Below are 21,641 nucleotides of genomic sequence, written 5' to 3' on the forward strand. Positions count from 1 at the left end.
GACCTTACACACATCATGCCTACACTACTCAGCAGTGCTTCCGCCGACCTGGACGCCGTGGTCGAATTCGACCCGGTCATCATCGGCAAGATGAGCCAGTCCGGCCCCCGCTACACGTCCTATCCGACCGCCGACCGTTTCAATGCCGACTTTGGCTACGGCAACTTCCTCGAAGCGCTGGCCGCGCTGCGCATGCGCGGCGGCCGCCGTCCGCTGTCGCTGTACGTGCACGTGCCGTTCTGCGACACCCTGTGCTACTACTGCGCCTGCAACAAGATCATCACCAAAGACCGCAGCAAGGCCGCCACCTATCTCAGCTATCTGAAACAGGAAATCGCCATGCAGGGCAAGCTGTTTGCCGGCATGAACCAGATCGAGCAGCTGCATTTCGGCGGCGGCACGCCGACCTACCTGAGCGAAAAGCAGATGGACGAGCTGATGCTGCATTTACGCCAGCATTTCGAGTTCGCTTCCGATGAAGACGGCGAGTATTCGATCGAGATCGATCCGCGCACCGTGTCGCGCGAACGCGTGTTTTCCCTGCGCGCGCAAGGGTTCAACCGCATCAGCCTGGGTGTGCAGGATTTCGACGCCGACGTACAGAAGGCCGTCAACCGCATCCAGCCGGAAGCGGAAACGGTGGCCATCATGCAAGCGGCGCGCGACGCCGGTTTCCGCTCGATCAGCATCGACCTGATCTACGGTTTGCCCAAGCAAAGCCTGGAAACGATGACGGAAACCCTGCGCAAAGTCATTTCCGCCAGCCCCGACCGCATCGCCCTGTATCACTACGCGCATATGCCGCACCTGTTCAAGCCGCAACGCCGCATCCTCGACGCCGACATGCCCGACAGCGCCACCAAGCTGGCCATGCTGGGCCTGTGCATCGCGCGCCTGACGGCCGCCGGCTATGTCTACATCGGCATGGACCATTTCGCCAAGCCAACGGACGACCTGGCCGTGGCGCAGCGCCAGGGCCGCTTGCACCGCAACTTCCAGGGCTACTCGACGCGCGCGGAAGCGGACCTGATCGCCTGCGGCGTGTCGGCCATCAGTTCCGTCGGCGCCGTCTACAGCCAGAATGAAAAGACGCTGGACGCGTATTACGAAAAACTCGACGAAGGCGTGCTGCCGATCGCACGCGGCATCAAGCTCGATACCGATGATTTATTGCGCCGTATCATCATCCAGATGCTGATGTGCAACTTCGAATTGTCGATCGCCACCATCGAGCAAGCCCACCCAGTGAAGTTCCGCAGCTATTTCGCCGCCGAGCTGGAAAAGCTGCGCGAACTGGCCCGTGACGGCTTGCTCGTCATCGAGGAAGACTGGTTGACGGTGACGCCGAAAGGGCGCTTGCTGATCCGCAATATCTGCATGGTCTTCGACCGCTACCTGACGCAGGCCCGCGCGAACGCGACGCCGGACGCGGTGCAGCCGCTGCGCTACTCGAAAACGGTGTAACGCCGCCCGATGAATGCCCTCAGCCTCGTGCCCATGTTCATGGTCGGCCTGGCCGGCAGCGTGCACTGCATCGGCATGTGCGGCGGCATCGTCGGCGCGCTGTCGCTGGGCGGTGGCGCAGCTCCCGCGCCCAGCCGTCCCGTGATCGCCATCGCGGTGGCGCGCCCGGTGCTGCAAACGACGCTGCAAACAAACGTGCTGCGCGTGCTGGCCTACAACGGCGGGCGCATCGGCAGCTACATGCTGGCCGGCGCCCTGGCCGGCAGCCTGGCCGGCGCGGGCATGCTGCACATGGCGTCCCTGCAAGTGGCCGGTTACTGGCTGGCCAATCTGATGCTCGTCGCCCTGGGCCTGTACTTGATGGATGCCTGGCGCGGCCTGGCCCACCTGGAAGCGGCCGGCAACGTCGTCTGGCGCCGCGTGCGCCCCCTGCTGCATCCTTTGATGCCGATGGATAGCGCATTCAAGGCGCTGGCCGTGGGCGGCCTGTGGGGCTGGGTGCCGTGCGGCATGGTCTACAGCGCCCTGCTGACGGCCATGCTGCAGGGTTCGGCCCTCGACGGCGCGGCCAGCATGGCCGCCTTCGGCCTGGGCACCCTGCCCATGCTGCTGGGCATGGGCTTGCTGGGCACGCGCCTGCGCGCGCAGATGCAGCGCCGCCCCGTGCGCATCGCCAGCGGCTTGCTGGTGCTGGGCTTTGGCTTGCTGGGCCTGCTGCGCGCCGCCAACGGCGTGTCGCTGGGCTGGCTCGACGCCCTGTGCGTCACGGGCCATCCATAAAAAGACGCATGAAACCAAACCTATGAATGCTGTTTTAAAACCCTCCGCCTGCTTCCATTGCGGCTTGCCCGTCCCCATTGGCTCCAGCTGGACCGTCACTATCGACGAGGTGCCGCGCGCCATGTGCTGTCCCGGCTGCGAAGCGGTGGCGCAAACCATCGTCGACATCGGCCAGAGCGCCTACTACCGCGACCGCGACGAATATGCCGTCAACGCGTTTGATGCCACCCTGATGCCGCCCGAACTGCGCCTGTACAGCAATGACGACGCGCAATTCGCGCGCGACGCCAGCAGCTGCGAAGCGACACTCTCCGTCGAAGGCATCCGTTGCGCTGCCTGCGTCTGGCTGATCGAACGCCAGCTGACGCGCCTGCCCGGCGTGCAGGCAGCCAGCCTCAACGTCGCCACGGAGCGCCTGTACGTGCGCTGGAGCCGCGCGCAGTGCGAGCCGGGCGACATCCTGCAAGCCGTGCGGCAAGTTGGCTACACGGCTTATCCATATGACGCCGTGCGCCATGGCGAGCGCCTGCAAAAGGCCAGCAAGACCCTGGGCCGCCAGCTCTTCGTGGCGGGCCTGTCGATGATGCAGGTGATGATGTACGTGGCGCCCGCCTACCTGGCCGCCGAGGACGGCACCCTGGACGACAATATGGCCAGCCTGATGCGCTGGGCCAGCCTGCTGCTGACCTTGCCGGCCATCTGCTATTCGGCCATGCCCTTCTTCCAGGGTGCCTGGGCCAGCCTGCGCGCACGCACCCTCGGCATGGACGTGCCCGTGGCGCTGGGCATCCTGGCGGCCTTCTTCGGCAGCGTGGTGGCGACCTTTACGGGCCGCGGCGAGGTGTATTACGACTCAGCCACGATGTTCATCTTCCTCTTGCTGTGCAGCCGCTATTACGAGCTGCAGGCGCGCCGCAAGGCCGCCTCGGCGCTGGAACGCCTGCAGCACGCCTTGCCCGCCTCGGCCTCGCTGATGGCGGGCTTTCCCGACAACCGCGCCACCACCCTGGTGCCGGCCGGCACGCTGGATGTGGGCGACATCATCCTTGTGAAACCGGGCGAGGCGATCGCCGCCGACAGCGTCATCATCGAAGGCACGAGCGCGCTCGATTTATCTCTGCTGACGGGTGAGAGTGCGGCCCAGCGGCGCAAGGCGGGAGAACAGGTGCCGGGCGGGGCCATCAACGCCAGTGCCGTCCTGACATTGCGCGTACTGAAACCGGCGCGTGAAAGCACCCTGTCGGACCTGTTAAAACTCATCGAGCGGGCCGGCAGCGGAAAGCCGCAGATCGCGCAGTGGGCCGATAAAGTGGCGGCCTGGTTCGTGCTGGGCCTGCTGCTGTTTGCCGTCGCCGTGTTCGCCTTCTGGAGCTGGCACGATGCGTCGCGGGCCTGGCCCGTGGCCATCGCCGTGCTGGTCGTGTCGTGCCCGTGTGCATTATCCCTGGCCACGCCGACGGCGCTGGCGGCCGCCACCGACAGCCTGCTGCGGCGCGGCGTGCTCATCGTCCAGCCGCATGTGCTGGAAACCCTGCACCGCGCCACCCATATCGTCTTCGACAAGACGGGGACTTTGACCCTGGGCCGGCCTGTGCTGCAGCAAATCGAGGGCCTCGGCAACATGACGGAAAACGCTTGCCTGCAACTGGCCGCCGCGCTGGAAGCGGGCAGCGCCCATCCGCTGGCGCAGGCGATCCTGGCTGCCGCCGAAGGATTGCCAGGACAGCAGCCGCGCGCGCATGCGGAACAATTGCAGGAAGTGCAGGGCCAGGGACTCGAAGGCGTGATCGATGGCGTGCGCTACCGCCTGGGCAATGCGGCCTTTGTCGCCGCCATCGCCGGGCCGCCGCTGGGCGACACGGCCGTCGGCATGCAAGGCATGACGCCGCTGTACCTGGGCACGCAGGGGCACTGGCTCACGCGCTTTTTGCTCAGCGATGCGCTGCGCCCGGAAGCGCGCGAAGTGGTCGAGTATTTCCATCGGCGCGGCAAGCAAGTCGTGTTGCTGAGCGGCGACCAGGAAGCGCTGACGCAAAGCGTGGCGGCGCAGCTGGACATCGCCACGGCCTGCGGCGAATGCCTGCCCGATGAAAAGCTCGATTTCGTGCAGCAATTGCAGGCGACGGGCGCCGTCGTGGCGATGGTCGGCGACGGCATCAACGACGCCGCCGTGCTGAGCGCGGCCGACGTCTCGTTCGCCATGGGTTCCGGCGCCGCGCTGGCGCAGGCGCATGCGGACACGGTGCTGCTCTCGAGCCAATTGGTTTCCGTGCTCGATACGGCGCAAACGGCCGCGCGCAGCATGCGCATCATCCGCGAAAACCTGGGCTGGGCCACCCTGTACAATCTGACGGCCATCCCGGCCGCCGCGCTGGGTTTCCTGAACCCCTGGCTGTCCGGCGTCGGCATGGCTGCCAGCTCGGCGGTCGTCATCGCCAACGCCCTGCGCCTGCGGAAAGCCTGAACCATGGAAGCACTCTACCTTCTCATCCCTTTAAGCGTCGTGGTCGTCTTCATCGCCCTGTGGGTGTATTTCACCGCCTCCGACAGCGGCCAGTTCGACGACCTCGTCGGACCGGGCCTGCGCGTGCTGCAGGACGACGATACGGCCGTCAAACCGCCGCCCGACGAACCGCACGCTTGACTTTTCCACACCCGGCACGATGGTACCCAGCCATCGTTGGCATACGCTTTTTGACACAGGTCAAGCACCTCTTGCAGGGATCTTGCATGGCTTTTTTTATCCAAATCAGCATTTATTTCGATGCCAGTTAGCTACCCTTATTTCATCCTGGGAATTTTGATCCACATCAAAGTTTTTTCGCGGGCAAACACTTACTCTCTGGCCACCATCATAAATAGTAATTCCAGGGAGAGTCTTTGTGGATCAATCGCTGAACTATAACTACAAGATCGTGAAGCAATTCGCGGTCGCTACTGTGGTATGGGGCATCATCGGCATGCTGGTTGGCGTTATCATCGCCGCTCAGTTGGCCTGGCCTGCCCTGAACCTCGACATACCTTGGCTGACATACGGACGTTTGCGTCCGCTGCACACGAATGCGGTGATTTTCGCCTTCGGCATCTGCGGCCTGTTCGCCACCTCGTACTACGTTGTACAACGCACCTGCCAGGTGCGCCTGTTTTCCGACAAACTGGCCGCTTTCACGTTCTGGGGCTGGCAAGCGGTGATCCTGTGCGCCGTCGTCACCCTGCCCATGGGCATGACGCGCGGCAAGGAATACGCCGAACTGGAATGGCCTATCGCCATCCTCATCGCCGTCGTCTGGATCGCTTACGCCATCGTGTTCTTCGGCACCTTGATCAAGCGCAAAGTCAAGCACATCTACGTGGCCAACTGGTTCTTCGGCGCCTACATCCTGGCCGTGACGATTTTGCACGTGGTCAATGGCGCCGTCATGCCAGCCTCGTTCACCAAGTCGTATTCCGCCTATGCGGGCGTGCAGGACGCCATGATCCAGTGGTGGTACGGCCATAACGCGGTGGGTTTCATCCTCACCGCCGGCTACCTGGGCATGGTCTACTACTTCATCCCGAAACAGGCCGAGCGCCCCGTGTACTCGTACCGCCTGTCCATCGTCCACTTCTGGGCGCTGATCTTCACCTACATGTGGGCCGGCCCGCATCACCTGCATTACACGGCATTGCCTGACTGGACGCAATCGATCGGCATGGTCTTCTCGCTGGTTCTGTTGGCACCAAGCTGGGGCGGCATGATCAACGGCATCATGACCCTGTCGGGCGCGTGGCACAAGCTGCGCACCGATCCGATCCTGAAATTCATGATCGTCTCGCTGTCGTTCTACGGCATCGCCACCTTCGAAGGTCCGATGATGTCGATCAAGACCATCAACTCGCTGTCGCACTACACCGACTGGACCGTTGCCCACGTACATGCGGGCGCCCTGGGCTGGGTGGGCTTCATCACCATGGGTTCGATCTACTATCTGCTGCCACGCCTGGCGGGCCGCACGCAGATGCACAGCACGCGCCTGGTCGACGTGCACTTCTGGGTGGCCACCATCGGCATCGTGCTGTACATCGCGGCAATGTGGATCGCCGGCGTGATGCAGGGCCTGATGTGGCGCGCGGTCAATCCGGACGGCACCCTGACCTACACCTTTGTCGAAAGCGTGAAAGCAACATATCCGTACTACGTGGTGCGCGTGGCCGGTGGCCTGCTGTACCTGTCGGGTATGTGCATCATGGGCTACAACACCTGGATGACCTTGCGCGGCAGCAAACTCCCCGTCGCCCGCATTCCGGAACTGAACGCGGCGCACGCCTGATAGGAGCAAAAGCAAATGAAATTTTCACATGCATGGATTGAGAGAAACCCCTGGCTGCTGATCGCCCTGGTCACGGTGGTGATCAGCATCGGCGGCGCCGTCGAGATCATTCCCCTGTTCTTCCAGAAGAGCACGACGGAACCGGTCGCCGGCCTGAAGCCGTATTCGCCGCTGCGCCTGGCGGGCCGCGACATTTACGTGCGCGAAGGCTGCTACAACTGCCACTCGCAGATGGTACGTCCGCTGCGCGCGGAAACGGAACGCTATGGCCACTATTCGGTCGCTGGCGAGTTCGTGTATGACCGTCCGTTCCAGTGGGGTTCCAAGCGCACGGGGCCGGACCTGGCCCGCGTGGGCGCCCGCTACAGCGATGAATGGCACCGCACGCACTTGAACAACCCGCGCGACGTGGTGCCCGAGTCGAATATGCCGGCCTACCCATGGCTGGCGAAGACCAAGCTGGTGCCTGACGACATCATGCCGAAGATGCGCGCCCTGCAACGCCTGGGACAGCCGTACAGCGATGCGGAAATCACCGCCGGCCCGGCGCAGCTGCAGGACAAGACGGAAGAAGACGCCCTGGTCGCCTATCTGCAAGGCCTCGGTACATTAATCAAAACAAGGAATTAGCATGGCAATCGAAAACCTGTTTGACAGCGCCAGCAGCGTCATGACGGTGGTTTCCTTTACGACGTTCGTAGGCATCCTGTGGTGGACTTTCAGCCGCAGCAACAGCGACTTCGACGCGGCGGCGCACCTGCCGTTCGCCGATGACGCATTGGACTATCCGGCCGAGGCCGAGATGAGCGTGGCAAAGGAGCGCAACCATGGCTGACTTTACCAATGGCTTCTGGAATATCTACATTATCGTGCTGTCCTTGCTGGGCATCATCGGCTGCGGCGTGCTGCTGTACTCGCAGTCGAAAATCAAAGTGGTCGACGGCGCGCCTGCCGACGGCACCACGGGCCACGTCTGGGACGAGGACTTGAAGGAACTCAACACGCCAATGCCGCGCTGGTGGATGTGGTTGTTCTACATCACCATCGTCTTCGCCCTGGCGTATCTGTTCCTGTATCCGGGCCTGGGCAACTATGCCGGCAGCCTGGGCTGGAAATCGACGGGCCAGTACGAGGAAGAGCTGAAGAAGGCGGAAGCCGACTACGGCCCCCTGTTCAACAAGTACCTGAGCCAGGACTTGAAGACGGTGGCCGCCGATCCGCAGGCGCAAGCCATCGGCCAGCGTTTGTTCCTGACCTACTGCGCGCAATGCCACGGTTCGGATGCGCGCGGCAACAAGGGCTTCCCCAACCTGACCGACAAGGACTGGCTGTATGGCGGCGAACCTGACATCATCAAGACCACCATCCTGCACGGCCGCAATGGGCAGATGCCACCGATGGGCGCCGCCCTGGGCTCCGAAAAGGATGTCGAGAACGTGGCCCATTATGTGCTGAGCCTGTCCGGTTCCACTTCGGACCCCGTCAAGTCGGTGCTGGGCAAAGCCAAGTTCGGCGCCTGCATGGCCTGTCATGGCGCCGATGCGAAGGGCAACCCGATGCTGGGTTCGCCGAATCTGACGGACAAGATCTGGCTGTATGGCGGCAGTGCCGATACCATCATGGAAACCGTACGCAAGGGACGCAGCAACACCATGCCGGCCTTCAGCGATTTCCTCGGCGAGTCCAAGGTACACGTGCTGTCGGCCTATGTCTGGAGCCTGTCGAATCCCCAGACGCCCGTGAAATGATGTAATGGAACCTCAAGTCATCAAGATGTATGCGGCCCGCGAGCAAATCTACCCTCGCGAGGCCAAAGGACGCTACGCTACCTGGCGATGGGTATGCGTATGGCTTACCCAGCTGGCGTTCTACGGCTTGCCGTGGTTGACCTGGAATGGCAGGCAAGCCCTGCTGTTCGATTTGACCACGCGCAAGTTCTACATTTTCGGCGTCGTGCTGTGGCCCCAGGATTTCATCTATCTGGCGGCCCTGCTGATCATCTGTGCGTATTTGTTGTTCCTCGTCACGGCCATTGCCGGGCGGGTGTGGTGCGGGTTCTCTTGCCCGCAAACGGTATACACGGAAATCTTCCTGTGGGTCGAACGCCGCATCGAAGGCACGCGCAGCGCGCGCATGGCCCTCGACAAGCAGGGTCCCTCCGTGCGCAAGGCCTTCAAGAAGACGGCCAAGCACCTGGTGTGGGGCGCCATCGCCCTGTGGACGGGCTTTACCTTTGTCGGCTACTTCACGCCGATCAAGGAACTGGCGCAGGCGGTGACCACCTTGAATTTCGGTCCCTGGGAATGGTTCTGGGTCTTGTTCTACAGCCTGGCAACCTACGGCAACGCGGGCTGGCTGCGCGAGCAGGTGTGCAAATACATGTGCCCCTACGCGCGCTTCCAGAGCGCCATGTTCGACCAGGACACGCTGATCATCACCTACGATACCAAGCGCGGCGAACCGCGTGGCGCCATGAGCAAGAAGGCCGGCAACAACGACAAGCTGGGCGATTGCATCGACTGCACCCTGTGCGTGCAGGTGTGTCCGACCGGCATCGATATCCGTAACGGCCTGCAGTATGAATGCATCGGTTGCGCCGCCTGCGTCGATGCCTGCAACAGCGTGATGGACAAAGTCGAGCGGCCACGGGGCCTGATACGCTACAGTACCGACCATGCGATGGAAAACAACTTCAATTCGAAGCAGATACGCCAGCGCGCCATGCGTCCGCGCGTGCTGATCTACACTTCCATCCTGGCCCTGATCATCATCGCCGTGTGTACTTCGCTGGCCTTGCGCACGCCCCTGAAAATGGACGTGATCCGCGACCGCGGTTCGATGGGACGCGAAGTGGAAGACGGCATGATCGAAAACGTCTACCGCCTGCAGATCATGAACACCTCGGAGCAAAGCCAGCATTTTAAAATCAGCGTCTCCGGCTTGCCGGGCCTGACCTTGCTGACGCGCGAAGAAGTGATGTTGCAGCCGACGGAAACGCTGGGCTGGCCGATCCGCCTGCGCGTGCCGCACGGGGTCGGCGAAAAGGGCTCGAACAAGATTGCGATCGAATTGCACTCGCTGGACGACCCATCGCTGCATGTACGTGAAAGCGCGGTATTCATCGTGCCGCGCTAATGTAGGAAGGCCAGTCCCCGCATGGGGACTGGCTGATCAAACAGGAGAAATATCATGTCCGACAGTCTCAAGCTGCAAGCACCCGTTGCACCGTGGTACAAGCATCGCTGGCCTTGGCTGCTGATGATCGGCCCAGGCTTGTCCGTGGTCGTCGGCAGCTTCATGGGATATATCGCGTTTACGCAGCCCGATGCACTGGTGGTGGGCGACTATTACAAGCAGGGCAAGGCAATCAACCAGGATTTGAAGCGCGACACGATCGCCAGCAACCTGGCGATGGATACCAGCTTATCCTATGATGTGGCGCACGCGCGCCTCAGTGGTTCCGTGCACAGCTTCGGCAAGGCTTACCAGGGTCCGCTGCAGCTGCATCTGGCGCATGCGACCTTGCCGGAAAAGGATATCAAGCTGCTGGTGCAGCCCGATGTGGCCGGCAACTTCTCGGTAGCGCTGCCGATGCTTGAGCGCAGCCGCTGGCAAGTGCTGGTGGAAAACGATAAACGCGAGTGGCGCCTGTCCGGCATCTGGACCTGGCCCCTGCAGCGCAGCATCGCGCTGCATGCTGACGCAGAGCTGTAAAGCTTACTTGCAGACGTCGGTACCAGCCGTAATGGCTTTCAACTTGGCGGGCTGCAAGATTTCAATTTCGCGATTCGAGACGCGCAGCCAGCCTTCCTTCTTGAACTTCGACAGCAGACGGCTGACGCTCTCGATGGTCAGCCCCAGGTAATTGCCAATTTCCTCGCGCGACATGCGCAACTGAAATTTGCTGGCCGAATAGCCGCGCGCTTCATAGCGTGAGGCCAGGTTGACGATAAAGGCGGCAAAACGCTGCGTCGCCTGCATATTGCCCAGCAACAGCATCACGCTTTGCTCGCGCGTGATTTCCTGGCTCATCATGCGGTGGAAATGGCGCAACAGGGTCGGCATATTGCCCAGCAATTGTTCCAGGCTGGAAAACGGTATTTCACAGACTTCGCTGTCTTCCAGCGCCACGGCATTACAGTGGTGGCGGTCGGCGCTGATGGCGTCCATGCCCAGCAGTTCGCCGGCCATCTGGAAACCCGTCACCTGCTCTTCGCCACCCGGATTGATCTGGTACGTCTTGAAGTGCCCCAGGCGGATCGCATACAGGTTCTGGAACGAGTCGCCGATGCGGAACAGCGAGGCGCCGCGCACGATCTTGCGGCGGCGGCCGATGATCTGGTCCAGCCTGTCCATATCGCCCACATCGAGGCCCATCGGCAGGCACAATTGATGCATGCTGCAGGTCGAGCATCGCGCACGCAACGCTTCCACGTTCACTATGGGCAAGGTGGGAGTGAGTAGCGCTTCAGTCATGTTGATACCTTTTAGAAAATGCAATAACAAGTTTACTGCATACACGGTTGCCGTGTGCCAATTTCACCGCAATTGCGCTGAATAAACGACGTTCTGACTTTAATTATATGGCAACATCGTCAAAAGCCCATGCGGGGAGGGCAATTTGCGCCGCACCGCTTGCCAAGCTCGGGTATTGATAGGAAAATTCCTGACAGCATTATCTGCCGCCTGTGCCGCCCGGTACTGAAAAGGAAATCATGAAGCCTCTCGGCATTAAAGCAAAAGTCGCGCTAGCCACCAGCCTGACCTCGATCGCCATGATCGCGCTGGTCACCATGATCCAGGTGCAGCACATGCGCGCCGACTTCACCAAAGTGCTGCTGAGCCAGCAATCGGCCCTGATTACCCGCACCGCTGCCGAGCTCGACGACAAGCTGGGCATGCTGCTGCAGATCGTCGCGCTGACGGCCAGGCAGCAGCCGCCGGAATTGATCGCCCAGCCCGCCCAATTGCGCGAATACTATGCGCGCCGCGCGATGCTGGTGCTGTTCGACGACGTGCTGGTGCTCGATGCGCAAGGCGCCATCGTGGCCGACATGCCGCGGGTCGCGGGACGCGCCGGCATCAACGTCGGCGAGCGCGAATATTTCCAGACCGTCGTGCGCACGCGCCAGCCCATGATCACCGAGCCGATGCTGGGCAAATCAAGCGGCATGCCCATCGTGCAGATGGTGGCGCCCGTGCTCACCGCCGATGGCCAGGTGGCCGGCGTGGTGATTGGCGTGCTGCGCCTGTACAAGGATAACCTGCTGGGACGCCTGCGCTCGGAAAAGATCAGCAAGAGCGGCTATTACTTCATCCTCACGCGCGGCGCCGTGCCGCGCTACGTGCTGCATCCCGACACCAGCCGTTTGCTGCAGCCGCGCCAGCCGAACGCCAACCTGACGACCACGCAGTTGCTGAAGGAAGATGGCGAAGGCAGCATGGTCAGCACCAACAACCGCGGCATCACGGCCGTCAACAGCTTCAAGCGCCTGAAATCCGTGAACTGGCTGCTGGGTGCCTCGCTGCCCGTCGAGGATGCCTTCGAACCCTTCGATGGCGTACTGTACCGGCTGGTACTGTGGAGCATCCTCGCTTCGCTGCTGGCTGCTTTTGTTCTGGGCTGGGTCACCGTGCGCCTGCTGTCGCCGCTGGTACGCCTGCGCGACACCCTGCTGGCCCTGCGCACCAGCGGCAACCGCTTCACTCCCGTGCCGGTGCAGCAGCGCGACGAGATCGGCGAACTGACGGAAGCGTTCAACGGCCTGATGAGCGAACGCGACCGCCTGCAGCAGGAGCTCGAATCGCGCGCGGCAGAGCTGGAACAGGAGCGTGACCGGGCCGAGGCGGCCAACCGCGCGAAGAGCGATTTCGTGGCCAACATGAGCCATGAAATCCGCACGCCCCTGAATGCCGTGCTGGGCATGGTGTACTTGCTGGGCAATACCAAGCTCGATACGGAACAGCGCAAGTATCTGACCATGGTGCGCGTAGCGGGCCAGTCGCTGCTGGGCATCCTCAACGACGTGCTCGATTATTCGAAGATCGAGGCGCGCCGCATGGAATTGTCGCCCGTCGAATTCGATCTCGACGAAGTCATGAATACCCTGGCCACGACGATGACCATGAATGCGGGCGAAAAGGAGCTGGAACTGGCCATCGCCGTCGAACCCGACGTGCCGCGGCGCCTTGTGGGCGACGCCCAGCGCCTGCAGCAGATTCTCGTCAACCTGGCCGGCAATGCCATCAAGTTCACCGAGAGCGGCGAAGTGGTGGTGGCCGTCAGTCTGGCCGAGAGCGAAAACGGGCGCGCCTGGCTGCGCTTCGAAGTGCGCGACACGGGCATCGGCATGACGGAGCTGCAGCAACAGCAGCTGTTTTCCGCGTTTTCACAGGGCGACCAGAGCATCACGCGGCGCTTCGGCGGCACGGGCCTGGGCCTGGCCATCAGCAAGCAGCTGATCCACATGATGGGCGGCGACATCGCCGTCGCCAGCAGCGAAGGCAAGGGCAGCCGCTTCTGGTTCAGCGTGCCGTTCGACATGCTGGCGCAGCCGGCTGAAACGCGGCGCACGCCGGCCTTGGGCCAGCTGCGCCTGCTGGTGGCCGACGATAACCGCACCACGCGCGAACTGATCGTCAAGCTGATCGAGGCGTGGGGCTGGCTGGCCGACGAAGTGGACTCCGGCTTTGCCGCCATCGAACTGTACCGCGAACGCCTGGCGCAGCAGCAGCCCTACGACGTGGTGCTGGCAGACTGGCACATGCCCGTCATGGACGGCCTGGCCACGGCCAAGGCCATTCGCCAGGCGGCCATCGGCCAACGCCAGCCCATCGTGGTCATGGTCAACGCCTTCGCGCGCAACCACCTGGAGGAAATCTCCAGCGCCGCCGAGGCCGATGTCGTGCTGATGAAGCCGATCACGGGATCGAGCCTGTTCGATGCCCTGCACCAGGCGCTGATCACCAAGAACGACGGCGGCGAGCAGCGCATCTTGCACCAGCCGCTGGGCACGGAGCTGGCCGGCGCGCATTTCCTGCTGGTGGAAGACAATCATTTGAACCAGGCCGTGGCGCGCGGCATCCTCGAGCACATGGGCGCCACCCTGGACGTGGTGGGCGACGGCTTGCAAGCCGTGGAACGGCTGCGCACGGAGGCGCTGCGCTACGACATCGTGCTGATGGACATGCAGATGCCCATCATGGACGGTTTCAGCGCCACCCACATCATCCGCACGGAACTGCGTTTGAGCCTGCCCGTGATCGCCATGACTGCCGGCGTGCTGGCGTCCGAGCGCGAGCGCTGCATGACGGCCGGCATCAGCGATTTCATCGCCAAGCCCGTGGTGGTGGAAGAGATGATGGAAGTCATCCTGCGCCACCTGCCCAAGCGCCCGCAAGTGCAGACGGCCGAGCCGGCGCCCGTTGCCGATGAGGAAGTGTTTTCCATGGCGCCGCTGATGCGCGTGATGGGGCGCGATGCAAAGGGGCGCGGCGTGCTGCGGCGCATGGTGGAAGACGCGCTGAACAAGGGCATGACGCCCGCGCGCGACGCCGAAACAGCGTTGCAGGAGGACCGCCACAGCGACGTGGCGCGCATCCTGCACGGCGTGCGCGGTTCCGTCGGTACGCTGGGCACGAAGCGCCTGATCCGCGCCGCGTTTGCCACCGAGGAAGCCATCGACGCGGGCCGCCTGGACGAGGTGCCGGCGCTGCTGGCGCACACGGCGCAGGAACTCGAGCAGGCGCTGGCCGCCGCGCGGGAGTGGCTGGCGCGCTTACAAGATTAAATCAGGCGGGCACGCCCAGGATCACGCTAGACGCTTTGAAAATCGCCGTCACATTGCTGCCGATCTCAATGCCCAGGTCAGTGCTGCTCTGGTTCGTGATGATGGCAGCGATCGTGCCGCCACGCGGCAAGTCCAGCACCACTTCCGTGTTGACGGCGCCCGTCTGCACGCGGGTCACCAGTCCGGCCAATTGGTTGCGCGCGGAAAAGCGCGCTCCTTCGCCATCGAGCACGAGGATGATAGACGACGCCTTGATCAGCGCAAACGCTTCCGCGCCCGGCACCAGGCCCAGGCTTTCGCTGCTGCCCTGCGTGACGATGGCCACGATGTGCTGGCCGCCTGGCAATGCCAGGGTGACTTCATCGTTGACGGCGCCCTGTTTCAGTTCGGCAACTTTGCCCAGGAATTGATTACGTGCCGTGGTTTTCATGGCCATTCTCCGTATGAGTAAAAGATCGTCGGCGATGCCTTCCGCCTGGCTGCCCAGCTGGCGCAGGTAGCGGGCATGCTCGCGCTCGATGATACGGAAATTGTCGACCAGCTGGCGCCCCCGTGGGGTGAGCCGCGTGCCGCCGCCGCCCTTGCCGCCCGTCAAGCGCTCGACCAGCGGCTCGCCAGCCAGGTTGTTCATGGCGTCAATGGCGTCCCAGGCCGCCTTGTAGCTCATCTTGACGAGTTTGGCCGCCTGCGTGATGGAGCCGCATTCGGCGATGGCGCCCAGCAATTCCACGCGGCCGACGCCGCCCAGGTGCTCGCCGCCCACCGTCATCCATACCGAGCCTTGCAGGCCGATTTCTGCTGCCGCTGATTTATCCAATGCGTTCACCCAATGCCCTATTTTCTTCCATGCTGTCAATTTGTCCGTCACGCAAGTACAACACATGCTCGCCCAGCATGCGCGCATCTTCCGGATCATGTGTGATCAGGATCATGGGCACGTCCAGGCGCTGCTGCCACTGGCTCAGTTCCAGACGCATTTTGACACGCAGGGCCGGATCGAGGGCGGCAAACGGCTCGTCGAGCAGCAGCGCGGCCGGCTCGGCCACGAGCGCCCTCGCCAGCGCCACCCTTTGGCGCTGGCCACCGGACAACTCGTCGGGGAACTGGTGCGCCAGTTCCTGCAAATGAAACGCGGCGAGCCAATGCTCGACTTTCTGCAATTTTTCGCGCGCGCGCGGGTTGAACCAGCCCCGTGCCAGGCCGAAGCCCACGTTCTGGCGCACCGTCAGGTGCGGAAACAGCGCGTAGTCCTGGAACAGGTAGGCCACGTTGCGCTGCTGCGGCGGCAGGTTGATGCCGGCGGCGGAATCGAACAGGGTACGGCCATTCAGGCGGATATGGCCGGCGTCCGGTGTCAACAGTCCGGCAATGGCTTTCAGGGTCATGCTCTTGCCGGCGCCGGACGGGCCATACATGGCGATGCGCTGGCTGCTGGACGTGCATTGCACCTGCAGCTCGAAGCGGCGTTTGCCGGAGCGCAAGGTGGCGCGAAGGTCGAGGTCGAGTTGCATAGGCGTCATCATCAGTGTCATTTGTGCGCAATGCGCCCGGGCGCCAGACGGCCGGCCGACAACAGCACCACGATGCAAACGGCAGAAGTAATCAGCACCAGGGTGTTGGCGACGTCGTCCTGGCCTGCCTGCACGGCTTCATACACGGCCACTGACAAAGTTTGTGTCTTGCCGGGAATACTGCCGGCCACCATCAGGGTGGCGCCAAACTCGCCCAGCGCGCGCACAAAACCCAGCAGCACGCCGGCCAGGATGCCGCGCCAGGCCAGCGGCAAGGTCACGCGGAAGAAAATCGCCATTTCCGAGATGCCCAGCACGCGGGCCGCCTGCTCCAGTTGGCCGTCGACCGCCTCGAAGGCGGCGCGCGCCGGCTTGAAAACAAGGGGAAAGGCGACCACCGTGGAGGCGATCACGGCGCCCTGCCAGGTAAAGATGAGGTTGATGCCGAAGTTGTCTTGCAGCCAGATGCCCAGCGTGCCGCGCCGGCCCAGCAGCACCAGCAGGTAATAGCCGAGCACGGTGGGCGGCATCACCATCGGCAGGGTCAAGAGGGCGTCGAGCAGCTCACGCCCGGGAAATCGCGTGCGCGCCAGCAGATAGCCCGTGCCGATGCCGAGCAGCAAATTGAGCGCCGTGGCCCAGGCCGCTACTTTGAGCGACAGGGCCAGCGCGGTCCAGGCAATATCCATGCGGGCGCGTGCCTAAGTTATGGTTTCTTGAATCCGTACTTGGCGAGGATGGCTTGCGCCGGCGCCGTCTGCAGGTAGCTGACGAAGCGCTTCGCTTCGGCGGCATTGCCGCTGCTCTTGATGGTGGCGATCGGGTACAGCACGGGCGCCTCGAGCGGCACCTCCAGCACGACGTTGACTTTATCCTTCATGATGGCCGCGTCGGTGGCGTAGACAAAGCCCGCATCGACTTCGCCGCGCGCCACATAGTCGAGCGACTGGCGCACATTCTGCGTGCCGATGGCTTTAGCTTGCACGGCGTCCCACAGCTTCGCCTTTTTCAGTGCGCCTTCCGAATAGCGGCCGACGGGCACGCTGGCCGGGTTGGCGATGGCCACGCGGGTCACGCCCTTGTGCGTCAGGTCGCTCAAGCTCTTGATACCCAGCTTGCTATCGTGCGGCACGATCAGCACCAGGCTGTTGCTGACGAAGTCCATGCGGTCGGTCGGCAGCACCAGGCCCTGCTTTTGCGCCGCATCCATGGTTTCCTGGTCGGCCGAGGCAAACACGTCCACGGGCGCGCCCTTGACGATCTGCTGCAGCAGCACGCCCGAAGCGGCGAAGTTCAAAGACACCTTGCTGCCCGGATACTGCGCCTCATAGCTTTGCGCCGCATCCTTGAACGCATTCGTCAGACTGGCCGCAGCCGACACCACCACTTCGCCGGCCAGGGCGGACGAGGCGACGGTGGCAAGCAGGGCGGCGCCGAAGAATTGGGCGAGAGGGGTGAGGCGCATGGTCGTATCCTTGTAAGTGAACGGTGAACAAGGAGCGTAATATACACTTATATATAACGTTATGCCATGGCATGGGTCAAGCAATGGCAAAGAGCAAATGCGGAAAAATGCAGCCAGTGCCGGGAAATGGCAGCTGGCTGCGGTACGTCAATACCACCTGACAGCAGAGAATCGATCACCTTTTCCCAGCCTCGCAGGCAATGCTTTTTTTTGCGCGGGCGATGCAGAACTTGTCTTGATGCATTGTATTTTTACGCCGCCTGCCTGTCTTCCGACATCGGCACAAACCGTTGCGCATAATTTCTTCCCATCGCCATCGATCGCCCTCTGCTCCAGTGGCGTGACGACAGGTTCATCACCCATCGCACGCCAGAGCCGATCGCGGTTTCGGGAACGAGCCCCAGCTTCGCAGAGAGTTCATTGCACCTACTCAGTGGCCCCTTCGCAAGCAGCAACTTCGTAATCCCACCGCCCACCGCGGTCCAGGCAGCTATCAATCGACGCTTCCCGCTTGATCCATATTCCGGCAGCAATGAGCACTGCCGCCAGAAGCAAGAGAACACCTATAAGAAACGGTCGTTTCATCATTTCCTCAATAAGAATTAGACAAACCGTTAGGGCGGAACGTGCTGCACACGGCCTCACACGTCCCTCCTGAGCGTGCCTCTGAGCGGCCTGCCATGTTGGCAACTTGATCGGCTGCCGAAGCACTCGGCGGGTCCAATTTCACGTATTGGTCACCCCCCTCGCGGACGTCCGAGATAACGCAAGCTGTCTTCTCACCGACCCATCCCCTCTGAGTTGCTTCGCAGTTGGCTTTGCAGTGGAAGTACTTGTCAGCGCCAATCGTGTTAGCAGTTCGCATGTCATTGTAATTGCGCGTGAAATCACGTGTGGCACCGGAAATCTGATTAGTGAAACCTGGCATGGGCCAAATGCTGCGCATGAAATCCCGGAACGCAACTGCTCCAGCCGGAGGTTCTAGCCCCGTAGGATCAACGAGACTAACTGGATTGCCACTCACATATGCGTAGGTATTGATTCCCCCAGTCAACCCGATGGGATCGCTCTGCAAATACCTTCCCAGCGATGCATCATAGTAGCGGTGCCAGTTGTACCACAGGCCCGATTCGGCATCGTAGTACTGGCCCGGGAAGCCGAGATTCAAGCCGCCAATCGTGTCGACGATGACGGCGCGGTCAAATGCGGCATTGGCGGCGCGCCATACAACGGCACCACTGGCATTGCTCATGGCTTCGGGGCGACCCAGGTGATCGTTATGACTAAAGTAAATCTGGTTGGCACGCGCCATGCCAATCAGCTCGCCATTGAACCAGAAATAATGACTGGTTTGCGCTCCCACTTCTGCCAGCAGTTCACCGCCTGGACCATAAATGGCTTGCGTGATGCCACCGGCTCCATCTTTTTGCACACGCTGGTTCAGCGCATTGGTGCGATAGTCTCCGACATAACGGCCATTGACGATCACGCCACGCATGCGGTTGAATCCATCGTAGGTATAGGAACGGCTGCCATCATGGCGCGATTCGCTGGCCAGCGTGCCCACGGGGTTGTAGCTGAAGTTACGAAACTCACCATTGCCGCTCCATGATGCGAGCCGGTTGCTGCCGCTATCGAGCACGAAACTATAATTGCTGCCTTTCCTGGCCTGGCCTGTACGATTGCCAGCCTGGTCCCAAGAGAAACTCTGATAGTCGATCCGGCGCGTCACCAGTCCTACGCGATCAGCGGCATCATAGTCAATTCCCTGGGTCATATGCTCATTGCCCGAATCGATCATGGCAATGATCTGATTCGTACTGTTATGACGATATTCGACGTTTTCCACGCTGCCAGAAATGTGCGTAATTCGGCCATCCGTATCCAACGTTACTCTGCGCGGCAAATTATTCCCGTAACGCCAGGCATGGGGCTTGCCGCTGACCGGCTGATACAGCACTGAATCTGCGAGTTTCGTCCATACGCCAGTCGCATTCGTCAAGAGTTCACTTACCCTGCCATATGCATCGTACGAATAAAAAGTACGCGTGCCCGATGGATAATGGATGCCCTCAAGGCGGCCAGTGGCATCATAGTCCCAGACAGTGGTATGGGTGCTGCCGTAGATATTATTGACTTGGACAGTGAGCTGCCCAGATGCATTGTAGGCATAGCTGGTGTACCCCGTCAGATCCGTGAAACCAGTCAGGCGCCCCTTGCCAAACCGTCCCTCGTCATAGCTAAATTTCTCGGTTTCACCGCTATTGCTGCGTGAAATTTGACGATCCAGGCTATCCAGAGTGTAGCGGGTAACTCTGCCATCAGAACGTGCTTCACTTTCCAACCGGCCCGCGCTGTCATAGCCATATGTGGTGGTCCCCGTATCCAGACTGGCGATGCTAATGACTTGGCCAAAACCGTTATAGGTATAGCGCGTCTGCAGTGGCCGTGGATCGGTCACCGATGCCAGCATGCCTTCGGCATCGTAGGCCAGTACAGTCACCCCGCCATCGGGTGCGGTGCTCTTGACGAGACGATTCGCGGCATCGTATTCGGAGGTCGTCGTGCGCCCTGCCGCATCGGTAACGCTCACGAGATTGCCATTGTGGTCGTATCGTTTGTCGAGACGCTGACTATTATTACCAAGCTCACTATATGGACGCCCCAGGGAATCCATAGCCGTCGTGGCGCTCAACTCACCGGCAGCAACGGGGACTGGCAGGCCAGCACTCACCTCCGCATGATGCAGGGCGGAACTCACACGCAGGCTGTTGTCAGGAACATTGACCGCAATATGCGTAAATTCCCCCAGCGCATTACCGACATATTCGACCCGGCCGCCCGCAGTGTATTGATACTGCGTCATGCTGCCGTCCGGATAGCTGATGGACCGTACCAGGTCGCCCGCATGATAGGCAAGTTGCGTCGTCTGGCTGCCATTGAGCGTGCTCGCCAGCAGGCGGCCCATGCCATCGTAAGCATATGTAGTGGCGACGCCATTGCTGTCGGCATGGCTAGCTGGACGCCCCATGCCATCATAGCCTGACCACGCTTGCTGATGGCCCAGCGGATTCGTCATGCCAGTCAGGTTGCCACGCGTGTCGTAGTCATAACGCGTGACTGCCGCGCCACCGGGCAGGCTGCGCGATACTGTCCAGCTAGACATGGTGCTGTTTGGATAAAACGTGTACGTGTGCACGAATTTCTTTTGCTTGCCGGTCTTCAGGTCATCCCACGTTTCACTCTCGAGCTTTCCCGACGGGGCCCACGCATGATAGTAGGTGTAGCTGACGCGCAAGTAGGCCACGTTCCCCGCATTGCGATATTCGGTTTTTGCAATCTCATTTCCATTCCAGCTATGCACAACCGTCTGCGCCGCGCCCGTTCCTGCCGCCGTCGTCTGGCTCAACAGACGGCCGCCCGCATCATAGCGAAATTAAGTTGCGCGCCGGCACCTTCCAAGATGGAGACAATGGCACCCACTTTATTGTAGGTATAGGTATTGCCATTGGCCCACAAAGTCCAGCCGGCGCCAGGGGTATAAACCATTTCGCCACTGCGCACGGACTTTCCTGATAGATATAAATATGATGTTGCGCGAGGATCCTGCGGGGAGGGAAACTCGTTCTCCCCGACGTATTGATAATGGGTCGTGCTGCCAGTGGGATCGGTGACCGTCACGGAGCGGGGTATGCATCGGCCCGTTCCCGTATTGCCGCAATTCGGCTCCTTCAGCCGGGGCACATCCACGTTGGACAGCCACTGCGCACCGAACAAGGTACCCACCGCGTGCTTGCTGCGATAGGTTCTCTTCAGCCCCAAACCGTACAAGCCCAACGACTGGAAGTCCAACTCGGGCTTGATCTTCTCGCCGGTGGCAATGACGACCGGGTGCGCCGTCATGGCGCCGCAGCGGTCGATATTCGTATTGGCATTCGATGGCGCGGCGTCGGTATTGGCGGTACCTGGCGTGCCGCCACCGCGCGAGGGGCGGTTGTAGATGTCGAACATGTCGCCGGGCCAGTGGCAAAAAACGCCGCTTATGGCGACGCAGTCTTCATAAGCCTGCCGCTCCCGCTCGGCGGTGACAGTGATCGTCGGCATGGTGTAGCTTTGCGCGAACGAACTCTGGAAGAAAAGGACGAGGAATACGAAAACGAGTTTTTTCTGGAATAGGCTGAACATGAGAGTGAATCGGATGTGTTTTTGGCTAAGGGCCTCAAAGAATATGAAACTCCAGCTAACATTTACATCCTAACACTATATTTCATTGCTTATATGTAATTTCCTTACTGTGTGAAGGCCTTCTTCGACACCCAAA

At 61.5% G+C, this 21,641-nt stretch carries 18 protein-coding genes; 11 read left to right on the forward strand and 7 right to left on the reverse strand.

Annotated features, from left to right (window positions below):
- Nucleotides 1–15: 15 nt before the first annotated feature.
- From hemN to ACP7DE_RS25545, 10 genes are all read left to right on the forward strand, one after another.
- The gene (gene hemN / locus ACP7DE_RS25500) at nucleotides 16–1,464 is read left to right on the forward strand and encodes an oxygen-independent coproporphyrinogen III oxidase (protein WP_426074715.1); all 1,449 of its coding nucleotides are present in this window, start codon (nucleotides 16–18) and stop codon (nucleotides 1,462–1,464) included.
- Nucleotides 1,465–1,473: 9 nt separating this feature from the next.
- Nucleotides 1,474–2,244, forward strand: coding sequence for a sulfite exporter TauE/SafE family protein (locus ACP7DE_RS25505; protein ID WP_426074716.1), 771 nt, complete (start codon nucleotides 1,474–1,476; stop codon nucleotides 2,242–2,244).
- Nucleotides 2,245–2,266: 22 nt separating this feature from the next.
- The gene (locus tag ACP7DE_RS25510) at nucleotides 2,267–4,708 is read left to right on the forward strand and encodes a heavy metal translocating P-type ATPase (RefSeq protein WP_426074717.1); all 2,442 of its coding nucleotides are present in this window, start codon (nucleotides 2,267–2,269) and stop codon (nucleotides 4,706–4,708) included.
- Between the two features lie 3 nt (nucleotides 4,709–4,711).
- Nucleotides 4,712–4,888: a cbb3-type cytochrome oxidase assembly protein CcoS gene (ccoS, locus tag ACP7DE_RS25515; RefSeq protein WP_426074718.1), complete on the forward strand. Its 177-nt coding sequence runs from the start codon at nucleotides 4,712–4,714 to the stop codon at nucleotides 4,886–4,888.
- A gap of 238 nt (nucleotides 4,889–5,126) precedes the next feature.
- A complete protein-coding gene (gene ccoN / locus ACP7DE_RS25520; protein WP_034752511.1) occupies nucleotides 5,127–6,554 on the forward strand; it encodes a cytochrome-c oxidase, cbb3-type subunit I in 1,428 nt (475 codons plus the stop codon).
- A 15-nt stretch (nucleotides 6,555–6,569) separates the two neighbouring features.
- Nucleotides 6,570–7,184, forward strand: coding sequence for a cytochrome-c oxidase, cbb3-type subunit II (ccoO, locus tag ACP7DE_RS25525; RefSeq protein ID WP_071080090.1), 615 nt, complete (start codon nucleotides 6,570–6,572; stop codon nucleotides 7,182–7,184).
- A gap of 1 nt (nucleotide 7,185) precedes the next feature.
- A complete protein-coding gene (locus tag ACP7DE_RS25530; RefSeq protein WP_426074720.1) occupies nucleotides 7,186–7,389 on the forward strand; it encodes a cbb3-type cytochrome oxidase subunit 3 in 204 nt (67 codons plus the stop codon).
- Nucleotides 7,382–8,302 (forward strand): cytochrome-c oxidase, cbb3-type subunit III, encoded by a 921-nt coding sequence (ccoP, locus tag ACP7DE_RS25535; protein ID WP_426074721.1) that lies wholly within the window; start codon nucleotides 7,382–7,384, stop codon nucleotides 8,300–8,302. The genes ACP7DE_RS25530 and ccoP overlap by 8 nt, the downstream gene beginning before the upstream one ends.
- A 4-nt stretch (nucleotides 8,303–8,306) precedes the next feature.
- Nucleotides 8,307–9,689, forward strand: coding sequence for a cytochrome c oxidase accessory protein CcoG (gene ccoG / locus ACP7DE_RS25540; RefSeq protein WP_426074722.1), 1,383 nt, complete (start codon nucleotides 8,307–8,309; stop codon nucleotides 9,687–9,689).
- Nucleotides 9,690–9,743: 54 nt separating this feature from the next.
- The gene (locus ACP7DE_RS25545) at nucleotides 9,744–10,268 is read left to right on the forward strand and encodes a FixH family protein (protein WP_426074723.1); all 525 of its coding nucleotides are present in this window, start codon (nucleotides 9,744–9,746) and stop codon (nucleotides 10,266–10,268) included.
- Between the two features lie 3 nt (nucleotides 10,269–10,271).
- On the opposite strand, the gene fnr is transcribed toward ACP7DE_RS25545, so the two are convergent.
- Nucleotides 10,272–11,030, reverse strand: coding sequence for a fumarate/nitrate reduction transcriptional regulator Fnr (gene fnr, locus ACP7DE_RS25550; RefSeq protein ID WP_426074724.1), 759 nt, complete (start codon nucleotides 11,028–11,030; stop codon nucleotides 10,272–10,274).
- A gap of 239 nt (nucleotides 11,031–11,269) precedes the next feature.
- On the opposite strand from fnr, the gene ACP7DE_RS25555 reads away from it, so the two are divergent.
- Nucleotides 11,270–14,344, forward strand: coding sequence for a response regulator (locus tag ACP7DE_RS25555; RefSeq protein ID WP_426074725.1), 3,075 nt, complete (start codon nucleotides 11,270–11,272; stop codon nucleotides 14,342–14,344).
- A gap of 1 nt (nucleotide 14,345) precedes the next feature.
- On the opposite strand, the gene ACP7DE_RS25560 is transcribed toward ACP7DE_RS25555, so the two are convergent.
- From ACP7DE_RS25560 to ACP7DE_RS25585, 6 genes are all read right to left on the reverse strand, one after another.
- The gene (locus ACP7DE_RS25560) at nucleotides 14,346–15,113 is read right to left on the reverse strand and encodes a TOBE domain-containing protein (protein WP_426074769.1); all 768 of its coding nucleotides are present in this window, start codon (nucleotides 15,111–15,113) and stop codon (nucleotides 14,346–14,348) included.
- Nucleotides 15,114–15,153: 40 nt separating this feature from the next.
- Nucleotides 15,154–15,855 carry a sulfate/molybdate ABC transporter ATP-binding protein gene (locus tag ACP7DE_RS25565; protein ID WP_426074770.1) on the reverse strand — a complete coding sequence of 234 codons (702 nt, stop codon included), beginning with the start codon at nucleotides 15,853–15,855 and terminating at the stop codon, nucleotides 15,154–15,156.
- Nucleotides 15,856–15,872: 17 nt separating this feature from the next.
- A complete protein-coding gene (gene modB / locus ACP7DE_RS25570) occupies nucleotides 15,873–16,544 on the reverse strand; it encodes a molybdate ABC transporter permease subunit (protein WP_077398318.1) in 672 nt (223 codons plus the stop codon).
- A gap of 17 nt (nucleotides 16,545–16,561) precedes the next feature.
- A complete protein-coding gene (modA, locus tag ACP7DE_RS25575; RefSeq protein ID WP_426074726.1) occupies nucleotides 16,562–17,320 on the reverse strand; it encodes a molybdate ABC transporter substrate-binding protein in 759 nt (252 codons plus the stop codon).
- Between the two features lie 592 nt (nucleotides 17,321–17,912).
- Entirely contained in the window at nucleotides 17,913–20,729 is a 2,817-nt protein-coding gene (locus tag ACP7DE_RS25580) for an RHS repeat-associated core domain-containing protein (protein ID WP_426074727.1), read from the reverse strand.
- A complete protein-coding gene (locus tag ACP7DE_RS25585; protein ID WP_426074728.1) occupies nucleotides 20,726–21,505 on the reverse strand; it encodes a DUF6531 domain-containing protein in 780 nt (259 codons plus the stop codon). Before ACP7DE_RS25585 ends, ACP7DE_RS25580 begins: the two co-directional genes overlap by 4 nt.
- Nucleotides 21,506–21,641: the final 136 nt, after the last annotated feature.

It is taken from the genome of Janthinobacterium sp. DSP2-3-3, assembly GCF_049897325.1.
Classification (GTDB): Bacteria; Pseudomonadota; Gammaproteobacteria; order Burkholderiales; family Burkholderiaceae_D; genus Janthinobacterium.

Excerpts from the sequence above, each read along its gene's own strand:
- hemN (WP_426074715.1), top strand. The coding sequence starts at position 16 with ATGCCTACACTACTCAGCAGTGCTTCCGCCGACCTGGACGCCGTGGTC.
- ACP7DE_RS25505 (WP_426074716.1), top strand. The coding sequence starts at position 1,474 with ATGAATGCCCTCAGCCTCGTGCCCATGTTCATGGTCGGCCTGGCCGGC.
- ACP7DE_RS25510 (WP_426074717.1), top strand. The coding sequence starts at position 2,267 with ATGAATGCTGTTTTAAAACCCTCCGCCTGCTTCCATTGCGGCTTGCCC.
- ccoS (WP_426074718.1), top strand. The coding sequence starts at position 4,712 with ATGGAAGCACTCTACCTTCTCATCCCTTTAAGCGTCGTGGTCGTCTTC.
- ccoO (WP_071080090.1), top strand. The coding sequence starts at position 6,570 with ATGAAATTTTCACATGCATGGATTGAGAGAAACCCCTGGCTGCTGATC.
- ACP7DE_RS25530 (WP_426074720.1), top strand. The coding sequence starts at position 7,186 with ATGGCAATCGAAAACCTGTTTGACAGCGCCAGCAGCGTCATGACGGTG.
- ccoP (WP_426074721.1), top strand. The coding sequence starts at position 7,382 with ATGGCTGACTTTACCAATGGCTTCTGGAATATCTACATTATCGTGCTG.
- ccoG (WP_426074722.1), top strand. The coding sequence starts at position 8,307 with ATGGAACCTCAAGTCATCAAGATGTATGCGGCCCGCGAGCAAATCTAC.
- ACP7DE_RS25545 (WP_426074723.1), top strand. The coding sequence starts at position 9,744 with ATGTCCGACAGTCTCAAGCTGCAAGCACCCGTTGCACCGTGGTACAAG.
- fnr (WP_426074724.1), bottom strand. The coding sequence starts at position 11,030 with ATGACTGAAGCGCTACTCACTCCCACCTTGCCCATAGTGAACGTGGAA.
- ACP7DE_RS25555 (WP_426074725.1), top strand. The coding sequence starts at position 11,270 with ATGAAGCCTCTCGGCATTAAAGCAAAAGTCGCGCTAGCCACCAGCCTG.
- ACP7DE_RS25560 (WP_426074769.1), bottom strand. The coding sequence starts at position 15,113 with ATGACGGTGGGCGGCGAGCACCTGGGCGGCGTCGGCCGCGTGGAATTG.
- ACP7DE_RS25565 (WP_426074770.1), bottom strand. The coding sequence starts at position 15,855 with ATGCAACTCGACCTCGACCTTCGCGCCACCTTGCGCTCCGGCAAACGC.
- modB (WP_077398318.1), bottom strand. The coding sequence starts at position 16,544 with ATGGATATTGCCTGGACCGCGCTGGCCCTGTCGCTCAAAGTAGCGGCC.
- modA (WP_426074726.1), bottom strand. The coding sequence starts at position 17,320 with ATGCGCCTCACCCCTCTCGCCCAATTCTTCGGCGCCGCCCTGCTTGCC.
- ACP7DE_RS25585 (WP_426074728.1), bottom strand. The coding sequence starts at position 21,505 with ATGTTCAGCCTATTCCAGAAAAAACTCGTTTTCGTATTCCTCGTCCTT.